The sequence below is a fragment of the Glycomyces sp. NRRL B-16210 genome, from assembly GCF_000719515.1.
Taxonomy (GTDB): Bacteria; Actinomycetota; Actinomycetes; order Mycobacteriales; family Micromonosporaceae; genus Glycomyces.
Genome location: NZ_JOGR01000007.1, coordinates 84,403 through 102,553 on the forward strand (window position 1 = coordinate 84,403; position 18,151 = coordinate 102,553).

The 18,151-nt window shown below is 70.7% G+C and carries 16 protein-coding genes; 8 read left to right on the forward strand and 8 right to left on the reverse strand.

Going from position 1 to position 18,151, the window contains the following annotated elements; genetic code table 11:
• Positions 1-13 precede the first annotated feature (13 nt).
• Positions 14-2,473 (reverse strand): glycoside hydrolase family 3 protein, encoded by a 2,460-nt coding sequence (locus tag IF12_RS0110945; RefSeq protein WP_035748825.1) that lies wholly within the window; start codon positions 2,471-2,473, stop codon positions 14-16.
• Between the two features lie 257 nt (positions 2,474-2,730).
• Between IF12_RS0110945 and IF12_RS0110950 the strand changes: the two genes are divergently transcribed.
• The 5 genes from IF12_RS0110950 to IF12_RS24050 all read left to right on the forward strand — a co-directional run bounded on the left by IF12_RS0110950 (position 2,731) and on the right by IF12_RS24050 (position 6,992).
• Positions 2,731-3,327, forward strand: a complete 597-nt coding sequence (locus IF12_RS0110950; protein ID WP_030157968.1) for a TetR/AcrR family transcriptional regulator — start codon at positions 2,731-2,733, stop codon at positions 3,325-3,327.
• The gene (locus tag IF12_RS0110955) at positions 3,324-4,202 is read left to right on the forward strand and encodes a putative RNA methyltransferase (RefSeq protein WP_030157971.1); all 879 of its coding nucleotides are present in this window, start codon (positions 3,324-3,326) and stop codon (positions 4,200-4,202) included. Before IF12_RS0110950 ends, IF12_RS0110955 begins: the two co-directional genes overlap by 4 nt.
• 92 nt (positions 4,203-4,294) lie before the next feature.
• Complete coding sequence (locus tag IF12_RS0110960; RefSeq protein WP_081913489.1) at positions 4,295-5,137, forward strand: glutaminyl-peptide cyclotransferase; 843 nt, start codon at positions 4,295-4,297, stop codon at positions 5,135-5,137.
• 57 nt (positions 5,138-5,194) lie between these two features.
• Complete coding sequence (locus IF12_RS0110965) at positions 5,195-5,719, forward strand: GNAT family N-acetyltransferase (RefSeq protein WP_030157975.1); 525 nt, start codon at positions 5,195-5,197, stop codon at positions 5,717-5,719.
• Between the two features lie 103 nt (positions 5,720-5,822).
• Positions 5,823-6,992 carry a hypothetical protein gene (locus IF12_RS24050; protein ID WP_030157977.1) on the forward strand — a complete coding sequence of 390 codons (1,170 nt, stop codon included), beginning with the start codon at positions 5,823-5,825 and terminating at the stop codon, positions 6,990-6,992.
• Between the two features lies 1 nt (position 6,993).
• Here IF12_RS24050 and IF12_RS0110975 read toward each other — a convergent pair whose 3' ends face one another.
• The gene (locus tag IF12_RS0110975) at positions 6,994-7,923 is read right to left on the reverse strand and encodes a carbohydrate kinase family protein (RefSeq protein WP_030157979.1); all 930 of its coding nucleotides are present in this window, start codon (positions 7,921-7,923) and stop codon (positions 6,994-6,996) included.
• 135 nt (positions 7,924-8,058) lie between these two features.
• Here IF12_RS0110975 and wrbA point away from each other — a divergent pair, with 135 nt between their 5' ends.
• Positions 8,059-8,658 (forward strand): NAD(P)H:quinone oxidoreductase, encoded by a 600-nt coding sequence (gene wrbA, locus IF12_RS0110980; protein WP_030157983.1) that lies wholly within the window; start codon positions 8,059-8,061, stop codon positions 8,656-8,658.
• Between the two features lie 149 nt (positions 8,659-8,807).
• Here the strand turns inward: wrbA and IF12_RS0110985 are convergent, their stop codons facing one another.
• Entirely contained in the window at positions 8,808-9,857 is a 1,050-nt protein-coding gene (locus IF12_RS0110985; protein ID WP_030157985.1) for an aldo/keto reductase, read from the reverse strand.
• A 410-nt stretch (positions 9,858-10,267) separates the two neighbouring features.
• Here IF12_RS0110985 and IF12_RS27195 point away from each other — a divergent pair, with 410 nt between their 5' ends.
• On the forward strand, positions 10,268-10,822 hold the full coding sequence (locus IF12_RS27195) for a TetR/AcrR family transcriptional regulator (protein ID WP_051704255.1): 555 nt from the start codon (positions 10,268-10,270) through the stop codon (positions 10,820-10,822).
• Here IF12_RS27195 and IF12_RS0110995 read toward each other — a convergent pair.
• On the reverse strand, positions 10,803-11,927 hold the full coding sequence (locus IF12_RS0110995) for a hypothetical protein (protein ID WP_030157989.1): 1,125 nt from the start codon (positions 11,925-11,927) through the stop codon (positions 10,803-10,805). The two genes, IF12_RS27195 and IF12_RS0110995, sit on opposite strands and share 20 nt — an antisense overlap.
• A gap of 415 nt (positions 11,928-12,342) precedes the next feature.
• On the opposite strand from IF12_RS0110995, the gene IF12_RS0111000 reads away from it, so the two are divergent.
• Positions 12,343-13,596, forward strand: coding sequence for an ABC transporter substrate-binding protein (locus IF12_RS0111000; RefSeq protein ID WP_030157991.1), 1,254 nt, complete (start codon positions 12,343-12,345; stop codon positions 13,594-13,596).
• A 64-nt stretch (positions 13,597-13,660) separates the two neighbouring features.
• Here IF12_RS0111000 and IF12_RS25600 read toward each other — a convergent pair whose 3' ends face one another.
• From IF12_RS25600 to IF12_RS0111020, 4 genes are read right to left on the reverse strand one after another with little or no spacing between them, the layout of a single operon-like run.
• On the reverse strand, positions 13,661-14,500 hold the full coding sequence (locus IF12_RS25600; RefSeq protein WP_166659619.1) for an ABC transporter ATP-binding protein: 840 nt from the start codon (positions 14,498-14,500) through the stop codon (positions 13,661-13,663).
• 8 nt (positions 14,501-14,508) lie between these two features.
• Positions 14,509-15,555, reverse strand: coding sequence for an ABC transporter ATP-binding protein (locus IF12_RS25605; protein ID WP_133884378.1), 1,047 nt, complete (start codon positions 15,553-15,555; stop codon positions 14,509-14,511).
• Entirely contained in the window at positions 15,545-16,588 is a 1,044-nt protein-coding gene (locus IF12_RS0111015; protein ID WP_030157997.1) for a branched-chain amino acid ABC transporter permease, read from the reverse strand. Before IF12_RS0111015 ends, IF12_RS25605 begins: the two co-directional genes overlap by 11 nt.
• Positions 16,589-16,597: 9 nt before the next feature.
• Positions 16,598-17,920: a branched-chain amino acid ABC transporter permease gene (locus IF12_RS0111020; RefSeq protein ID WP_051704256.1), complete on the reverse strand. Its 1,323-nt coding sequence runs from the start codon at positions 17,918-17,920 to the stop codon at positions 16,598-16,600.
• Between the last annotated feature and the right edge of the window lie 231 nt (positions 17,921-18,151).

Sequence of the window (18,151 nt, forward strand, 5' to 3'; positions counted from 1 at the left end):
CGCCCGCCTTTGCTCATGCGCGCTTGACGACGCCTTCGAGGCGCAGGTCGGCGACGCTGCGGCCCGCCTTCGCGGTCCACTCGCCGGGCACCGTGGTCCAGCCGTGGTCCCAGACCTGGAACGAGCGCTCCTCCAGCGGCACCGTCACCTCGACCGCCTCACCGGGCTCCGCGCTGATCGCCGCGAAGCCCGCCAGGCGGTGGGCCTCGATGCCGCCCTCGACCTCGACGCCCTCCTCGGGCGCCAGGTAGACCTGCACCACTTCGCGTCCGGCCCGGTCCCCGGTGTTGCGCACCCGGACCTTGACCCGGTCGTTCTCGACGGTGAGCTCCTCGTACGCCCAGTCGGTGTACGACAGGCCGTGCCCGAACCAGTAGGCCGGGGCCGCGCCGCCGCGCCGCTCCCAGGCGCGGTAGCCGATGAAGACGCCCTCCTCGTAGTGCAGCTCGCCCGCCTCGTTCGGCGCGACCTGCGTGACCGGCGCGTCCGCGAGGGTCTTCGGCCAGGTCGTCGTCAGTCGCCCGCCCGGTTCGGCGCCGAGCAGGACCTCGGCGAGCGCGTTGCCGCCCTCCTGGCCCGGGAACCACGTGAGCAGGATCGCCGCCACGTCCTCGGCCCAGGGCATCTCGACCGGCGAGCCGGTGTTGACGACCACGATCGTGTTCGGGTTCGCCCGCGCGACGGCCGCGACGAGTTCGTCCTGGCGTCCCGGCAGGCGCAGGTCGCGCCGGTCGGAGCCCTCGGACTCGGTCAGCGCGGTCGTGGAGACCACGACCACGGCCACTTCGGCGTCTCGGGCCGCTTCGACGGCCTGGGTGATGAGCCGCTCCTCGTCGGGCCGCGGCTCGGCGTGCATGAGTCCGAACAGGACTGACGGCGGGAAGCCGGGAGGGAACGCGTCCGGCGTGTACTCCAGGCGCACCGTCACTGTCTGCCCCGCTTCGAGGTGCACCGCGGCCCGCTCGACGCCGGGTCCGAAGAACGCCTCGAACGGGTCGTCGCCGGCGAAGACGTGGGCGCCGTCGAAGAGCACCTCGCCGTCGAGGACCAGTTTGTGGCGGCCCGCGCCCCTGGTGCCGAAGACGTGCTCGCCCGTCACCTGGACGGTGTACTCGCCCTCGACGATCGCGTGGTGCAGCTCGTCGGGTTCCATGCCCGGCACGTAGCCCATCCACTTGACGTCGCCGTTCGCGAGCGGCTGGGCCTCCAGCTCGGTCCCGTCCTCCTTCACGGGCCTGACCTTCAACGAGAAGCCGCGGTTCGCGGCCGTGATCTGCTCGAACAGGTCCACGCCCTGGGCGTAGACGACGCGGTCGCCCAGCGCGCCGCGCAGCCCGTCGAGCGGGGAGGCCACGGTCTCGGGGAAGACCGTCGCCGAGCCGCCGCCGAGGATGCGGGCCTCGTGCGCGGCCGGGCCGATGAGCGCGAGGGACCGGACGTCGGCGCGCAGCGGCAGCGCCGCGGCGCCGCCCGCGGGAGCGTCGTTCTTGGCGAGCACGAAGGACCGGCGGGCGATCTCGCGGAGCAGCTCCTCGGGCCGGTCGGGCATCTCGGGGGTGCCTTCGACGGCGGGTTTGACGCCTTCGAGGGCGCCGACGCGGGCGGCGAGCGTGAGCAGCCGGCGCACCGCGGCGTCGACGTCCGCTTCACTGGCGCGGCCGTCCCAGACCGCCTCGACCAGGTGCTCGCCGTAGATCGTGAACGGCCCCGGCATCGCCAGGTCGAGCCCGGCCCGGACGTCCTCGACGGTGTGGCGCGCGGCGCCCCAGTCGGAGACGTTGAACCCGTCGAAGCCGAACTCGTCGCGCAGGACCGACATGAGGGCGCTGTGCGCGGTCATCGTCGTGCCGTTCACGGAGTTGTAGGCGGTCATGACGCCCCACGGGCGCACGGCCTCGGTGATCATCTCGAACGGCAGCAGGTACAGCTCCCGCAGCGTCCGCTCGTCGATGACGTTGTCGACGGTGAACCGGTCGGTCTCGGCGTCGTTGGCCACGTAGTGCTTCATGGTCGTGCCCACGCCGCGCTCCTGGAGCCCGGCCACATAGGCCTGTCCGATGCGCCCGGTCAGGTACGGGTCCTCGCTGAAGGTCTCGAAGTGGCGCCCGCCCAGCGGCGAGCGGTGGAGGTTCACGGTGGGCGCGAGCAGCACGTCCACGTCCTTGCGGCGGGCCTCGGCCGCGAGCAGGTGCCCGATGCGCCGCACGAGCTCGGGGTCCCAGGACGCGGCCTGCGCGGTCGGGCTCGGCAGCGCCAGCGACGGGTCGGCGACGGTCCAGAAGCGACCGCGCACGCCGATGGGGCCGTCCGAGACGGTCATCGAGCGCAGGCCCGCCTCGGGGACGGCGACGGTCCGCCACATGTCGCGGCCGGCGAGCAGTTCGGCCTTCGTCTCCAGGTCGAGCCGCTCCAGTGCCGCCTCGACGGCGCTCGCGTACTCGGGTCGGTCGGCCGGGACGGTCCAATCGCTCATGGCCGGGCACTTCCTTTCGCTTGGGGGGTCGGTGGTTCCGGCGCTCGGGCGCCGCCTCGCGGCGCCGTGTCGCGCAGGAGCCCCCGCCGCGCCGGAGCGGCGGCCGATCCACCGCTTGCGGTCCGCTCCGCTCCGGCGCGGCGGGGGTCACGCCTTGGAGTGTGCCACGGTTACCGACCAACAGGTAGATTCCGTTGCCGAATTGTGACACTCTATGCTTGAGCACCGAGGACGTCCGTCCGGAACGAGAGGCCCCCATGCCCAGTCAGCGCGGCACCCGACACAGCGTCCGAGGCGAGGCCCGGCGCGACGAGATCGTAAGGGCCGCCATCGAGGTCATAGCCGAACGCGGCTACCGGGGCGCGAGCCTCGCGGCCGTGGCCGAGAAGGTCGGCCTCACCCAGCAGGGCCTCCTGCACTACTTCCCGAGCAAGGAGGACCTCCTCATCGGCGTCCTCCAGTTCCGCGAGCGCACCGACACCGGCGGGAGGGACACCATCGCCGAGCCGATGACCATCGCCGCGACCATGGGCGTCGTGGACGCCAACGCGCACCGCGAGGCCATCGTCCGCACCTTCTCGGCGCTCCTCGGCGAGTCGGTCACCGAGCAGCACCCCGCCGCCGAGTACTTCCGGCTGCGCTACCGCCGCATCCGCGTCGCCCACACCGCGACCCTGCGCCAGGAATGGGGTGACCGGCTCCCGTCCGGGCTCACCCCGGAGGAGGCCGCGCCGCTCGTCATCGCGATCATGGACGGTCTCCAGTTCCAGTGGCTCCACGAGCCCGAGACGTTCGACATGCCCGCGGCCTTCCGCGCGTTCGTGCGCCTCCTCGATCCGAAAGCGGCACCTTGACCCACGGTCCACTGCCCGCGCTCGACGCGCTCGCCTGCCCCAACTGCGGCGGCGCCCTCGCCCAGGACGGCCGGCGCCTCTCGTGCCCCGAAGGCCACTCCTTCGACCTCGCCAAGCAGGGCTACGCGCCCCTGCTCGCCCCCGGCTCCAACGCCACCACCGGCGACACCGCCGACCAGGTCGCCGCCCGCGAGGACTTCCTCGAATCGGGCGTCTACGACCCGCTCATGGCCGCCGTGGCCGCCGCCGCGCGCACCGACGCTCCCGGCGTCCTCGCCGAACCCGGCTGCGGCACCGGCCACTACCTCGCCGCCGCGCTCGCGGCCGACCCCGACCGGTACGGCGTCGGCCTCGACACCTCCAAGTACGCGCTCCGCCGCTGCGCCCGCCGCGAGATCCCGGACGCACCGCGGCGAGACCCCGGTTCCCCGGGGCGACTCGCCGCGGTGCTCGCCGACGCGTGGCAGCGACTGCCGATGCGCGACGGCGCCGCCGCCGCGGTCCTCAACGTCTTCGCCCCCCGCAACGCCGACGAGATCGCGCGCGTCCTCCATCCCGGAGGCGTGCTGGTCGTCCTGACCCCCCGTCAGGACCACCTGCGCGAACTCGTCGACGCCTTGGACTTGCTGAGCGTCGACCCCGCGAAACCGCAGCGGACCGCCGACCAGCTCGGCGCCTCCTTCGAGGCCGAGCGGACCGACGAGCTCCGTTACCCGATCGAACTGGCCCGCACCGACGTCCACCGGCTCGTCGGCATGGGCCCCAGCGCCCGCCACCTCGACCCCGGCGCCCTGGCCGCGGCCGTGGCCGCGCTGCCCGAACCGGTCACCGTCACCGTCTCGGCGACCGTGACCCGCTGGCGCGCCAAGGCCTGAACGCCCCGCGCCGCGATCGGCTTGTTGCGAGCACTTGTCCTCTTTTGGCCTGACCAGTACGGTACGAAGCATCACCCCCGTACCACCTGGAGATGAGTTCAGTGTTCGATGAGAAGCACACGACCCGCCGGGCCGCCGCGTTGGGCGCGGTCGGGCTCCTGGCGCTCGCAGGCTGCGCCACGCCCGACGCCGAGGCCGCCGGCCACACCAGCCCGCCCGAAGACGAGGCCGTGGAGGAGCTGACCGTCGAGGTCATCGAGGCCTTCGACCACGACGGGACCTCGTTCACGCAGGGCCTCGAACTGGCCGAGCACCCCGAGTTCGGCACGGTCCTCTACGAGAGCGCCGGCCTCTACGGCTCCTCGGACGTGCGCATCGCCGACCCCGGCACCGGCGACGTGCTCCTCTCCCAGGACCTCCCCGCGACCCAGTTCGCCGAGGGCCTGACCCTCACCGAGGACGACCTGTGGCAGATCACCTGGAAGGAGGGCGTCGCCCACCGCCGCGACCCGGTCTCGCTCGACGTCAAGGAGACCGTCGAGTACGAAGGCGAGGGCTGGGGGATCTGCTATGACGGCGAGCGCCTGGTCATGAGCGACGGCTCCGCGACCCTCACCTTCCGCGACCCGGTCACCTTCGAGGAGACCGGCTCGGTGGAGGTCACCCTCGACGACGTCCCGGTCTTCCAGATCAACGAGCTCGAATGCGTCGACGGCCAGGTCTGGGCCAACCTGTGGCTCACCGACCGGATCGTGCGCATCGACCCGGCCACCGGCGAGGTCGGCGCGGTCGTGGACGCGGCCGGGCTGCTCACGCCCGAGGAGGCCGCGGGCGCCGACGTGCTCAACGGCATCGCCGCCGCCGAAGAGGAAGGCGAGTTCTACATCACCGGGAAGGAATGGCCGAAGCTGTTCCTGGTGCGCTTCGTGCCCTAGCCCGGAGCTTTGAAAACGCGTTGCCACGGGCTCCGGCCCGTGGCAACATCGCTTCGCGTGACTCCCGTGATCCGCACCGAGCGCCTGGTGCTCGAACCGTACGTGCCCGCCGACGAGGAGGACTTCGTCGCGCTCTTCGGCGACGAGCGCGTCGCGCAGTGGATGGGCGACGGCCCCGAGCCCGAGGAGGCGAACCGGGCGCTGTTCTGGCGGGTCTTCCCCAACGTCTACGAGAAGCACGCCTTCGACGTGTGGGCCGTGCGGGAGCAGGGCCGCCTGATCGGCCACGCCGAGATCAAGCCCACCGAGGTCTCCGGCGGCCACGAGCTGATCTACGCCCTGGCCGTCTCCGCTTGGGGTCGCGGGCTCGGCACCGAACTGGCGCAGGCGATCGTCGACTACGGCTTCGGGGAACTGGGCCTGACCGAGGTGCACGCCACCGTGGCCGCGCCCAACACCGTCTCGCTCGCCCTGCTCGCCAAGCTCGGTTTCGTCCACGTGCGCGATGAGCCCAACGAGGACGGGCCCGTCACCCGCGTCCTCACCCTCAAGCGCCCCGAAGCCGAAGCGTCCCAGGCGTAGTCCCGCGGCAGCGCCGTCGAGCGGACGCCGCCGCTGTTCAGCGTGCCGGTCCGGTGACGGAGCGGGAATTGCGCGGCTGGTCCGGGTGGGCCATGATGAGTCCATGGCCATCACCCCCCTGGACCGATTGCTGGAGTACAAGATGCACCTCTTGACGGACTCCCGGCAGCCCCGAATCTTCGCCACCTGGTGGCAGGACCTGATCACGGCCGCGTTCTCGGCCTGGTTCTTCGGCGGCCTTATCCTGGACGTCAACGCCCACGCGCGAGGCTGGAACGAATCCTTCTTCACCTGGTGGCACCTGGTGTTCTACTCCGGGTTCGCCGCCACCGCCGCCTGGATCGCCTGGATCCTCGTGCGCGCCCACCGCGCCGACGGGCGCACCGGCAGGTCCGCCGTGCCGTACGGCTACGGGCCCGCGATCGTCGGCGCCCCGCTGTTCCTCGTCGCCGGCGTCGCCGACCTCATCTGGCACCAGGTGCACGGCGTCGAAGTCGACCTCGCGATCTTCTTCAGCCCCTCGCACCTGGGCCTGGCCATCGGCGGGGTCCTCATCGCCGCCGCGCCGTGGCTCGCCGCCTGGAAGCGCGAGGCGCTCGCGGTCGACCCCGAGCCGGTGCCGCTCGAAGTCCGCATGGCCGCGCCGGCGCTCGCGCTCGGCTACGCCCTCTCGGCGATCGTGCTGTTCCTCAACTACCTGGTGCCCTTCACGAAGATCCCCGCCGACGTGGCCGACGCGCTCGCGGGCCCGCACCACTTCGACGCCGCCCCGGTCGCCGCCATGGTCGCGACGACCGTGTTCGTCCTCGCCGTCGTGGTCCTGGCCAGCGGCCGCTTCAAGCTGCCCATGGGCTTCTTCACCGTCGCCTTCGCCTACCCGGCCGTCATGGCCGGCGCCCTGACGGGCTTCGCCAACGGCGAGTACGTGTGGATCTTCGTGGTCTCCGGCGCGTGGCTCGACTTCCTGGTCTGGCTCATCCGCCCCGAACTGCGCCGCCGCCGCGACCTCATCATCCTCGCCGGCGCCTGGTCGATCCCGGTGTGGGCCGCCTACCTGATCACCACCGGCTCCTCCACCGGGCAGTGGCCCGCCACCGAGATCGGCATCGGCACGCCGGTCGTCGCAGGCCTCGTCGGGGCCCTGTTCATGCTGGTGATCCAGCCCGAGCAGCGCCGCGAGATCCGCACGATCCCCTCCGAGCCCTCCCCGTTCGACGACGTCATCGCCCGCGCGAAGGCCATGACCGCCGGCCAGGAGGGCGAGGGGCAGTAGCTCAGGCGCGCAGCGCGGCGACGCTCGCGGCCAGCAGCGCCTCGGTGATCAAGGCCGTGCTGGTGCCCTTCTCTGCGCACGCATAAGCGCCCGAGACGCGGCCCGCGTCGATCGCGGTGTCGAGGCCCTCGCCCCTGCTCCGCGCCCACAGGAAGCCCGCGACGAACGCGTCGCCCGCGCCGTTGGAGTCCACCGGCCGCCACGCGGCCCACGCCGGAGCGACCTCGGCGAGCTGCGCCACCGGGTCGACCGGCGCGTACCGCTCCACGGCGCCGCCGCGCTCCATCACGTAGCCGCCGCGCTCGCCGTCGGTCGCGACGACCACTTCGGCCCGGCCGTGGTCGAGGATCCAGCGCATCGTCTTCTCGGGGTCGCCGAGCCGGGCGGCCGAGAGCGTCACGATGTCGGCCCGCGTCGCGTACGCCTTGTGGTGCTCGGCCTCGCCGTCCCAGGCGTGCAGGTCGGTCGAGACCGGGACGCCCTCGGGGATCGCGTCGAGCAGGTCCCGGTTGGTGTTGGTGATCGAGACGTGCACGCGCCTCGCCTCGGCCAGGTGCGGGCCGGCGAACTCGACGGGCAGCCGCAGGTCGGCGGGGTGGCGACCGTCGTAGAAGGAGTACCGGCGGCCCTCGGCGTCGACGAGGTTCACCGACCGCGGCGTGCCGTCCGGCGAGACGAGGTACCGGAAGTCGAGCCCGTGGGACTCGTAGTGGCGCTTGATGAGCGCGCCCTGCTCGTCCTCGCCGATGAAGTCGATGAAGCGGGTCGCCATCCCCAGGTGGAGGCAGCCGAGCGCGACGCCGTTGCCGGTGTGCGCCACGTAGTCGCGGATCGGCTCCACGCCGAGCGAGTCGCCCTCGCCGATCGCGATCTCGGGCACGCGCACGATCGTGTCGACGCCGACGCCGCCGACCACCAGGATGTCGAGCATGAACTTGCTCCCCTTGCCGAGGTGTTGCCGATGGTTGGAATGTCTTGCGCGGGCAACACTATGCCCGCGACTGTGCGAGGGTCAAGACCGATTCTCGACCACTTTCCACCGTTGAACCACGGGAGAGGGACCGACATGGTGAACCTGGCGATCATCCACTACTCGCAGACGGGGAACGTCTACGAGATGGCGCGGACGGCCGAGCGGGAGGGCCGCGACGCCGGAGCCGAGGTGCGCCTGCGCAAGGTCAAGGAACTCGCGCCGCCGGAGGCGATCGCCTCGAACGAGGCCTGGGCGAACCACCACGAGGCCAGCGCCGACCTCGAAGAGGCCACGCTCGACGACCTCGAATGGGCCGACGCGGTGCTGTGGGGGACCCCGACCCGGTACGGGCTGCCGACCGCGCAGATCAAGCAGTTCATCGACACCACCGGACCGCTGTGGCAGCAGGGCAAGCTGATCGACAAGGTCATGTCCACCTTCACCTCGACGCAGACGAGCCACGGCGGCCAGGAGTCGACCATCCTGGCGCTGAACAACACCTTCTACCACTGGGGCGCGATCATCGTCAGCCCCGGCTACACCGACCCCCTCCAGTTCGACCTCGACATCGGCAACCCCTACGGCGCCAGCCACATCGGCGGCAAGGGCCCGGTGGGGGAGAAGAACCGCGTCGCGGTGGCGATCCAGACCAAGCGGGTCGTGGCGGTCGCCGGACGCCTCAGCGGCGGCTGAGCGGCTTTCGAGGAACGAGCGAGGGCTGGAGCGAAAGCTCCGGTCCTCGATCGCCTCTCAGAACTCCGCGCCCGCCACCGCCGGTGGGCTCAGCCGGTGGAAGCCTTCCTGCGGCACCTACCGGTAGTGCCGGTACGGCGCGCGCTCGCTCAGAATCCCGCGCCCGCCACCACTGGCGGGCTCAGCCGGTGGAAACCTTCCTGTCGCACATACGGGTAGTGCGGATACGGCGGCGTCCGCGCGCTCGCCTCGTCGAGCCGTGCGACCTGTTCGGGTTCGAGTTCCCATCCGATCGCCCCGAGATTCTGCGTCAACTGCTCCTCATTCCTCGCGCCGATGATCACCGAGGCGACGGTGGGGCGGCGCAGCAGCCAGTTGATGGCGATCTGCGGCACGGTCCGGCCGGTCTCGACGCTGATCGCGTCGAGCGCGTCGACCACGTCGTACAGCGCCTCGTCCTCCACCGGCGGTCCGAACCGCGCGGTCTCGTGCAGGCGGCTGCCCGCCGGGATCGGCTGCCCGCGCCTGATCCGCCCGGTCAGGCGGCCCCATCCGAGCGGGCTCCACACGAGGGCGCCGACGCCCTGGTCCAGGCCCAGCGGCATGAGGTCCCACTCGTAGTCGCGGCCGACGAGCGAGTAGTAGACCTGGTGGGCGACGAAGCGCGGACGGCCGTCCCGGTCGGCGGCGTCGAGGGTCTTCTGGAGCTGCCATCCGGCGAAGTTCGAGGCGCCGACGTAGCGGACCTTCCCGTCGCGCACCAGGTCGTCGAGGGCCGACAGCGTCTCCTCGACCGGTGTCCGCGCGTCGAAGGCGTGCAGCTGGAACAGGTCGAGGTAGTCGGTCCCGAGACGGCGCAGGGCCGCTTCGACGGCGCGGACGAGATGGAATCGCGAGGCCCCGGCGTCGTTGGCGCCCTCGCCCGAAGGCAGCCCGGCCTTGGTGGAGACGAGCGCCCGGTCGCGGCGGCCTTTGAGGGCCGCGCCGAGGACCTCCTCCGAGGCGCCGTCCGAGTAGACGTCGGCGGTGTCGAACAGGGTCACCCCGGCGTCGAGGGCGATGTCGACCATGCGGCGGGCCTGATCGGCGCCGGTGTCGCCCCAGGCGCCGAACAGCGGGCCGGAGCCGCCGAAGGTCCCGGCGCCGAAGGCGAGGGCGGGTACGTGGAGGCCGGAGCGGCCGAGGCGGTTGAACTCCATGACTGCGCCTTTCTAAAGGGAACTGCGGTTCTGTTAAGGCTAGGTCTAAGCTAGCTCGGAGAAGCCGTTAATGCAACTGGAGTCCCGTTATGATCGAGGCCGCTTCCGGGTCGGAACCGGATCGCGAAGGCGCGCGACCCGACAGCGCTCGTCAAGACAGCGCTCGTCAAGACAGCGCTCGTCAAGACAGCGCAGTTCAAGACGGTGCTGTTCAAGGCGGCGCCGTCCACGACAGTGCCTTTCAGGACAGTGCCGTCCACGACAGTGCCTTTCAGGACGGCGTCGCCCACCACCACGCCGTCTACGACGGCGCGGTCCACGACAGTGCCCTCCACGACCATGCCCCCCGCGACCGCGCCGAACCCGGCACCGTCCGCCCCGGCGGGCGCACCGCCCGAGTCCGCGAGGCCGTGCTCCGCGCCGCCGGGGACGCCCTGATCGAACGCGGATTCGGCGGCGTGGACCTCGCCGAGGTCGCGCGGCGCGCCGAGGTCGGCAAGACCACCGTCTACCGCCGCTGGGGCACCGTCCCCGGACTCGTGGCCGACATGCTCGCCGAGATGGCCGAGTCCTCGCAACCGCGCGCCGACACCGGCTCCCTCGAAGGCGACCTCGCGGCCCTCGCCTCGCTCATCCGCGAGACGCTCCTCCACGAGCGCCAGGGGCCGCTGTTCAAGGCCGTCATCGCCACCGCCACGACCGATGCGGCCACCGCCGCGTCCCTGCACCGCTTCTACCGCACCAGGATCGACGAGTGGGCCCCCTGTGTGGCCCTGGCGGTCGAACGCGGCGAGGCGCCCGAGGGGACCGATCCGGCGGAGGCGATCCGCTTCCTCTCCGCGCCCCTGTACTACCGGCTCCTCGTCAGCGGTGACCCGCTCGACGAGGCCGCGGCGAAGCGGGCGGCGGCCGCGACCGCGACCGCCGCCCGCGCGGGCGTCTTCGTCACCGCGCTCGCGGTGTGACCACCCCGCGCCGGATCGCGTAGGCGAGGGTCGCCGCGCCGAGCGCGGGGCCCCACACGAAGAACGGGAAGGACCAGATCATCTCCAGCGCGTCCTGGCGGATCGCCAGGGCTATGAACGGGATCGCCATGAAGGTGAACATCACCGACATGACCGAGGCGGGGATGATCGCGATCATCGGCGGCACCGGGCGGCCCTTGACCACCGGCATCCAGAACGGCCAGCGCGTGCCCCACCGCTGCGTCATGCCCAGGCACAGGACGCCGCCGGCGAGCGCCGCGAAGCCGAGCATCAGGCCCCACACGCGGACGGACAGCTCGAAGTCGTCGCCGACCGGGCCGGTCACGCCCGTCCACGGGGTGAGCCACGTCAGCCTGACGAGCCCGTAGGGGAGCGCGCAGGCGAACGCGGTCCAGCTCGCGACCCGGCCCCACTTCGCGGCGCTCTCGCGGGTCAGCCACTTCGGCGTCGGCTCGCCGTCGCGGCCGAGCAGCAGCAGGTGGAGGGTGAGCGCGGCCCAGATGCCGCCGCCGAGGACCATCCAGATCTGGACGGTCGCGTAGCCGCGCATCTCGGCGAGGGCGCTCCCGAGCGTGGCGAGGAACTCGCCGACGGCGCCGTAATCGATGACGCCGATGACGCCGAGCCCGATGAGGAGCGCGGCCGTGGCGCCCGCCGCGACCGCCCTCCCGGTCCGGCCCCGCGCCAGCAGGGTCGGTCCGGCCACGATCACGGCCGGGATGAGGAACGCGCACAGGTACCCGGCCAGCGACATGGGCGTCGTGGTGCTCATGAGCATCCCGAAGACGACCGCGTACAGCGCGGTGAGCGGCCACAGCCGGGGCCTGGCGCGGGCGATCAGCATCCCGAGGACCCCCGCGCCGATGAGCGAGGCGGGCGCGACGGCGGCGGGCACGCGGTCGGGGAGGGTGAAGAGCGGCTCGTAGAGGTAGTGGGTGAACGGGCCGCCCTCGGAGTCGAGGAGCTGCCAGAGTCCGATGGGGATCGCGGTGAGCGACCAGAGGAACGCGGCGATGACGGCGAAGCGCCCGACCCGGCCGCGGCGGGCGTCGTGGGCGCGGTCGCCGGTGAGTTGCTGTGTCATGCCTTCAGGTTCGCGAATCGCCGGCTCCGGCCCCTCCCGCGAGCGGGCGAAGCGGCTCCCCCGGCCGGGGGAAGGCCCCGGGGGAGCCGGTCCGCCGCCAATCCGGGCCCGGCGCCGCCCCGCGCCCTAGGATGCCCCTGACGCCACTTCCGGCACTCGATCCTCAGCGGACGCTTCCGGGCGGCGGCGCCGCGGCCTGCGAAGCCTCCGCGAAACGCTTCGAAAACGCACGCTTCTCCGATATGAAAGGCAATTGCAATACGCGCTCGAAAAGGTCACGGGCCCATCACAAACAGGATCGGGTGTGGTCACGGCGTCTGGCGCCGGTACCCGCCCTGCCATAGGGTGTAACTCGGATCACGTCAACCTCCACCGTTACCTGCGGATCCATCTCGAACAGAAACTAGGAGAAACCATGGCTCGCTTTCCACGAGCGCTGCTTGCTGTCGCAACAGCGGGTGTCACCGCGTTCGCACTCGTCGCGTGCGGCGACGATGAGGACACCGGATCGTCCGCCGGCGGTGACTGCACCGAAGGCGACGGCCTGAAGATCGGCACGATCCTTCCCGAGACCGGCTCGCTCGCGTTCCTCGGCCCGCCCGAGTTCGCCGGCGTCAACCTCGCCATCGAAGAGATCAACGAGGCCGGCGGCGTGCTCGACACCTGCGTCGAGGTCCTCCACGAGGACTCCGGCGACACGACCACGGACATCGCCAGCCAGGCCGCCGACGCGCTCATCGCGCAGGGGGTGCACGCCATCGTCGGCGCCGCCTCCTCCGGCGTGTCCTTCCAGTTCATCGACAAGCTCTACGAAGAGGGCATCGTCCAGGTCTCCCCGGCGAACACCTCGCCGGACTTCACGGACTACGAGCGCGGCGACTACTACTTCCGCACCGCGCCCTCGGACATCCTCCAGGGCCGCGTGCTCGCCGACCAGATCATCGCCGACGGCTACGAGAAGATCGCGATCCTGGCCCTCCAGGACTCCTACGGCACCGGCCTGGCCGACTCGGTCGAGGAGAACTTCACCGCGTTCGGCGGCGAAGTGGTCCTGAAGACCATCTACGACCCCAACGCCACCGAGTTCAACGCCGAGGTCAGCCAGGTCGCGTCCTCCGACGCCGACGCGGTCGTCCTCATCACCTTCAACGAGCTGCTCAACCTCGGCCCGGCGCTCGCCGAAGGCGGCCTGAGCGCGCAGGACCTCGGCTGGTACCTCGTCGACGGCAACCTCTCCGACTACAGCGCGGACCTGCCCGAGGGCTTCATGGAAGGCGCCCGAGGCACCTTCCCCGGCGCCGACCCCGAGCCGATCCGCGAGCGGATGCTCGAGGTCGACCCGAACCTGAAGGACTACACCTACGGCCCCGAGTCCTACGACGCCACCGCGCTCATCGCCCTCGCGGCGATCGCCGGCGGCTCGTTCGACTCCGAGACCATCAAGGACAACCTGGTGGACGTCAGCCGCGGCGGCACCAAGTGCACCGGTTTCACCGAGTGCGCCGAACTGCTCGCCGACGGCGAGACCGACATCGACTACGAGGGCTACTCCGGCCCGATCGAGTTCTCCGACGTCGGTGACGTCACCGCCGCCACCATCGGCATCTACGAGTACGCCGGCGACAACACCTACACGAACGTGGACTACAACTTCCAGTCCCTCGAGTAGGAAACACCTGTCAAAGGCGACGCCCCCCAGGACCACAGGACCTGGGGGGCGTCGCTTTGCGCTGCTAGAGGCTTGCCCGTCCGAGCGTGCCGAGGTACAGCTCCACGACCTTCGGGTCGTCGATCAAGCCCGCACCCGGACCGGTGTAGGCGCTGCGGCCCTGGTCGAGCACGTAGCCCCGGTCGCAGATCTGGAGGCAGCGGCGGGCGTTCTGCTCCACCATCACCACCGTCACCCCGGTCTGGTTGATCTGCTTCGTGTTGAAGAAGACCTCGTCCTGCATCGCCGGGGACAGCCCCGCCGACGGCTCGTCCAGCAGCAGCACCGACGGCTCCATCATGAGCGCCCGGCCCATCGCCACCATCTGCCGCTCGCCGCCCGAGAGCGACCCGGCCCGCTGCGCGCGCCGGTCGCCCAGCACCGGGAACAGGTCGGTCACGAACGAGAACCGCTCCTTGAACGCGCGCGGCCGCAGGAAGACCCCCATCTCGAGGTTCTCCTCCACGGTCAGGGCGGCGAACACGTTGTTCGTCTGCGGCACGAAGCCCACGCCCAGCGGCACCAGCTCGTGGGCCTTGCGGTTCGTGATCTCCTCCCCGCGCAGCACCACCGATCCCGAGGTGATCTTGACCAGCCCGAACATGGCCTTGAGCAGCGTCGACTTCCCGGCCCCGTTCGGACCGATGATGCCGACCAGCTCGCCCTCGTTCGCGTACAGATCCGTGCCGTTGAGGATCGACACGCCCGGCAGGTACCCGGCGGTGACCTCGTCGGCCCGCAGGAGCGCGTTCCCGGAGGCCCCCAGGTGCCCCTCGCGGCTGCACACCTCGGTGTCCGAGTCCGGCGTCTCCTCGATCGGCACCCCCGTGGGCCCGATCCCTGCACTCGTTTCGTTGTCAGACACGATGACTCCTAACGCTGGGCCGCGTCGTGGTGCGCGCCCAGGTACGCGTCGATGACCCGCCGGTCCGCCGAGATCGAGTCCGGCGTGCCCTCCGTGATGAGCTTCCCGGCCGCCATCACCGCGACCCAGTCGGCGATCTCGTGGACCATGTCCATGTCGTGCTCGACGAACAGCACCGTCATGCCCTCCTCGCGGAGGCCCTTGATGTGCTCCAGCAGCGACTGCTTCAGCGCCGGGTTCACCCCGGCCATCGGCTCGTCGAGCATGACCATCTTCGGATTGAGCATGAGCGCCCGCGCCATCTCCAGGAGCTTGCGCTGGCCGCCCGAGAGCTCGCCGGCGTAGTCCTCGCGCTTGTCGATGAGCTTGAACCGCTCCAAAAGCTCCAGGGCCTTGCGGCGGTTGGCCGCCTCCTGGGCCTTCCACAGCGGCGGGATCAGGCCGGCCCAGAAGTTCTCGCCGACCTGGTTCGCCGCGCCGATGAGCATGTTGTCCATGACCGTCATGCGGGTGAGCGCCTTCGTCAGCTGGAACGTGCGGACCATGCCCGCCCGCGCCACCTGGTAGGAGCGCATCCGGTCGGCCCTGCGACCGTCGAAGACCCATTCGCCCCGGCTCGGCCGGTCGAAACCGGTGAGCAGGTTGAAGAACGTGGTCTTGCCCGCGCCGTTCGGTCCGATGAGCGCGGTGATGGCGCCCCGCTGGATCTCCAGGTGCTCGACGTCCACGGCCACGAGGCCGCCGAACGCGCGTTTGACGCCGACCGCCTTGAGGATCGGGTCGAGCTTCGGCGCGCCCGGTTCGGGCGGCACGTCGGCCAGGGCCGCGCGCGCGGCGGCGATCCCGGCCTTCACCGCGTCCGCGGGAAGGTCCGCTTCGGACTCGGCCTCTTCGGACCCTGTTGCTTCGGACTCCGCGGCTTCGCGGGCGGCGACCTCGTCGTCGAGGAAGCCGTCCTCAGACAGCACTTCGTCAGACGACGCAGCCTCGGACGACACCGCCTCAGGCGGCGACTCCTCGGACTGCGCTTCTTCGGGCGTCGGCTTATCTGACATCGAGCATCAGCTCCCTTCGGTTGCCGAGGATGCCCTGCGGCCGGAAGATCAGCAGCAGGACCATGCCGAGGCCCAGCAGGAAGAACACCAGCGGCCCCACCTGCGTGTGGTGCATCACGCTGGAGGGGATCACGTCGGCGCGGATCGCCTGGCTGAGCCCCTGCGAGAAGATGTTGTACAGGAACCAGAACAGCGCCGCCCCGAGCACGGGCCCGAACAGCCGGGCCGCGCCGCCGAGGATGAGCACCACGTACAGGTAGAACGTGAGGTCGGTGGTGAACGTGTCGGGCTGGACGTTCGCGCGGCTGAGCGCGAAGATGAACCCGGCCACCGCACCGATGAGACCGCCGATGACCAGCGCCTGCATCTTGTAGGCGAACACGTTCTTGCCCAGGCTCCGCACGGCCTCCTCGTCCTCGCGGATGCCCTTGAGGACCCGGCCCCACGGGCTGTGGACGAGCAGGCCCAGGACCACGAGGAAGAAGGCCACGAGGCCCCAGCCCACGGTCATGATCCACAGGTCCCGGCTCGAGTACTGGAGGGTCGCCACGCCGAAGTCGACGAACAGGCGCCCGTTCTCCATCGAGAAGATCAGGAACGACCAGTTGCCGTCCGGCGGGTACGGGTTCATCGCGAAGAACGGCTCCGAGAAGCCCCTCATGCCGTCAGAGCCGCCGGTGTGCTCCGACCACACGGTCGCCCGCGCGAGCCGCCGCACGATCTCGGCCGCGGCGATCGTGACGATCGCCAGGTAGTCGGCTCTGAGCCGCAGTGTCGGTATGCCCAGCAGCAGGGCCATGACCACCGCGGCGAGGAGACCGACGACGATGCCCCACCAGAACGGCAGGCCGAAGACGACCACGGTCATCGCCAGGCCGTACGCGCCCATGGCGACGAACGCGGCCTGACCGAAGTTGAGCAGGCCCGTGTATCCGAACTGGAGGTTCAGGCCGATGGCGCCGAGCGCGTACACGAGCATGGTCGGCCCGATGGCCTGTGTGAGCGCCTGGCTGAAGACGAATTGCCAATCCATTCCGGTCTCCTAGCCGATTCGCTCGCGACGGCCCAGGATGCCCTGGGGACGGGTGAGCATGATGATGATGAGGACCGCCAGAGCGCCGACGTACTTCAGCTCGGGCGCGACCACGAGGGTCGACATCTGCACGAACACGCCGATGATCATGGACCCGAGGAACGCGCCGAACGCGGTGCCGAGCCCGCCGAGGACCACGGCGGCGAAGATGAGCAGCAGCAGGTGCTGGCCCATGTCGAACTTGACGCCGTCGTTGATCGACAGGAACACCCCGGCCATGGCCGCGAGGCCGCCGCCGATCGTCCACACCAGGCGCACGACCTGGTTCACGTTGATGCCCGTGGACGCGGCCAGCGAGGGGTTGTCGGCCACCGCGCGGGTGGCCTTGCCGAGCCTGGTGTAGACCAGGGCCAGACCGACCGCGATGCACACGACCAGCGCGACCACGCCGGTCACGACCTCCTTCGGGGTGATGATGAGCCAGCCGAAGTCCCAGGGCTTCTGGCCGACGTACTCGTTGTAGCGCTGGCGCTCGCCGCCCACGAAGAAGAGGGTGGCGAAGCGCAGCAGCAGGGCCACGCCGATCGAGATGATCATCATCGAGACCAGGCCGGTGCCGCGGCGGCGCAGTCGCGACCACAGCCCCCAGTCCTGGACCCAGCCGAAGGCCGCGCCCAGCAGGACCGCGGCGATCGCGGCGACCCACACCGGGACGCCGAAGCTGATGTTGAACAGCAGGGCCATCATCCCGCCGAAGGTGACGAGGTCGCCGTGGGAGAAGTTGGTGAGCCCGGTCGTGCCGAACACCATGGACAGGCCGACCGCCGCGAGGGCGATCATGAGGCCGAAGTGGAGCCCGGAGAACAGGAGGCTGACGGCGCGGGTGGCGCCGGCCTCGTTCTCGAGCTCGCCCAGTTGCTCGCCGTCCTCCGCAACGTCGGCACTGGTGCCCTCGTCGCCGGGGTCGTCGCCGTCCGACTCGCCCTCGGAGGGGTCGTCGCCGGGCGCCTGGGGTTCGACCCCGTCGGCCAGCTGGGTGTCGAGCGGGAACAGAACGGTCCGGTCGGAGCTGACATCGATTTCGAGTTGCGGTCTGCCGCTGCGGACCAGCAGGCCGTCGGGCAGTGTCGACTCGTCGAGGGTGACCACGTAGGCGCCCTCGGACTCGAGTTCGACGGACCAGGTGCCGTCCTCACCGCTCTCGACGGTGCCGACCTCGTTGCCGGCGTCGTCGGTCACGGTGATCGTGACCCCCGATATCGGGCGGTCCTGCTGGTCCTTCAACAGGCCGTGGACGCCGAGCGCCTCTTGGGCGACAGCGCTGCTGCTCACCCCCAGACACAGCAACAGGCCGGCGAATGCAGCCGACAACAACAACACTGTTCGTCTCAATGGGCCCCCTCGGGAGGTTTCGGGCATTGGAACCCGCCTCGTGCAATGTTCGAGAAACACGAAACGGCGGGAGTGAGTCGCATCTTAGGGAGACCTGACTTACAAGAGCAGTCCTCGTTATAGAACCGTTGCAAATGTGGCTCAGATGTTACCGGCGGGCCCTCGCGGGCC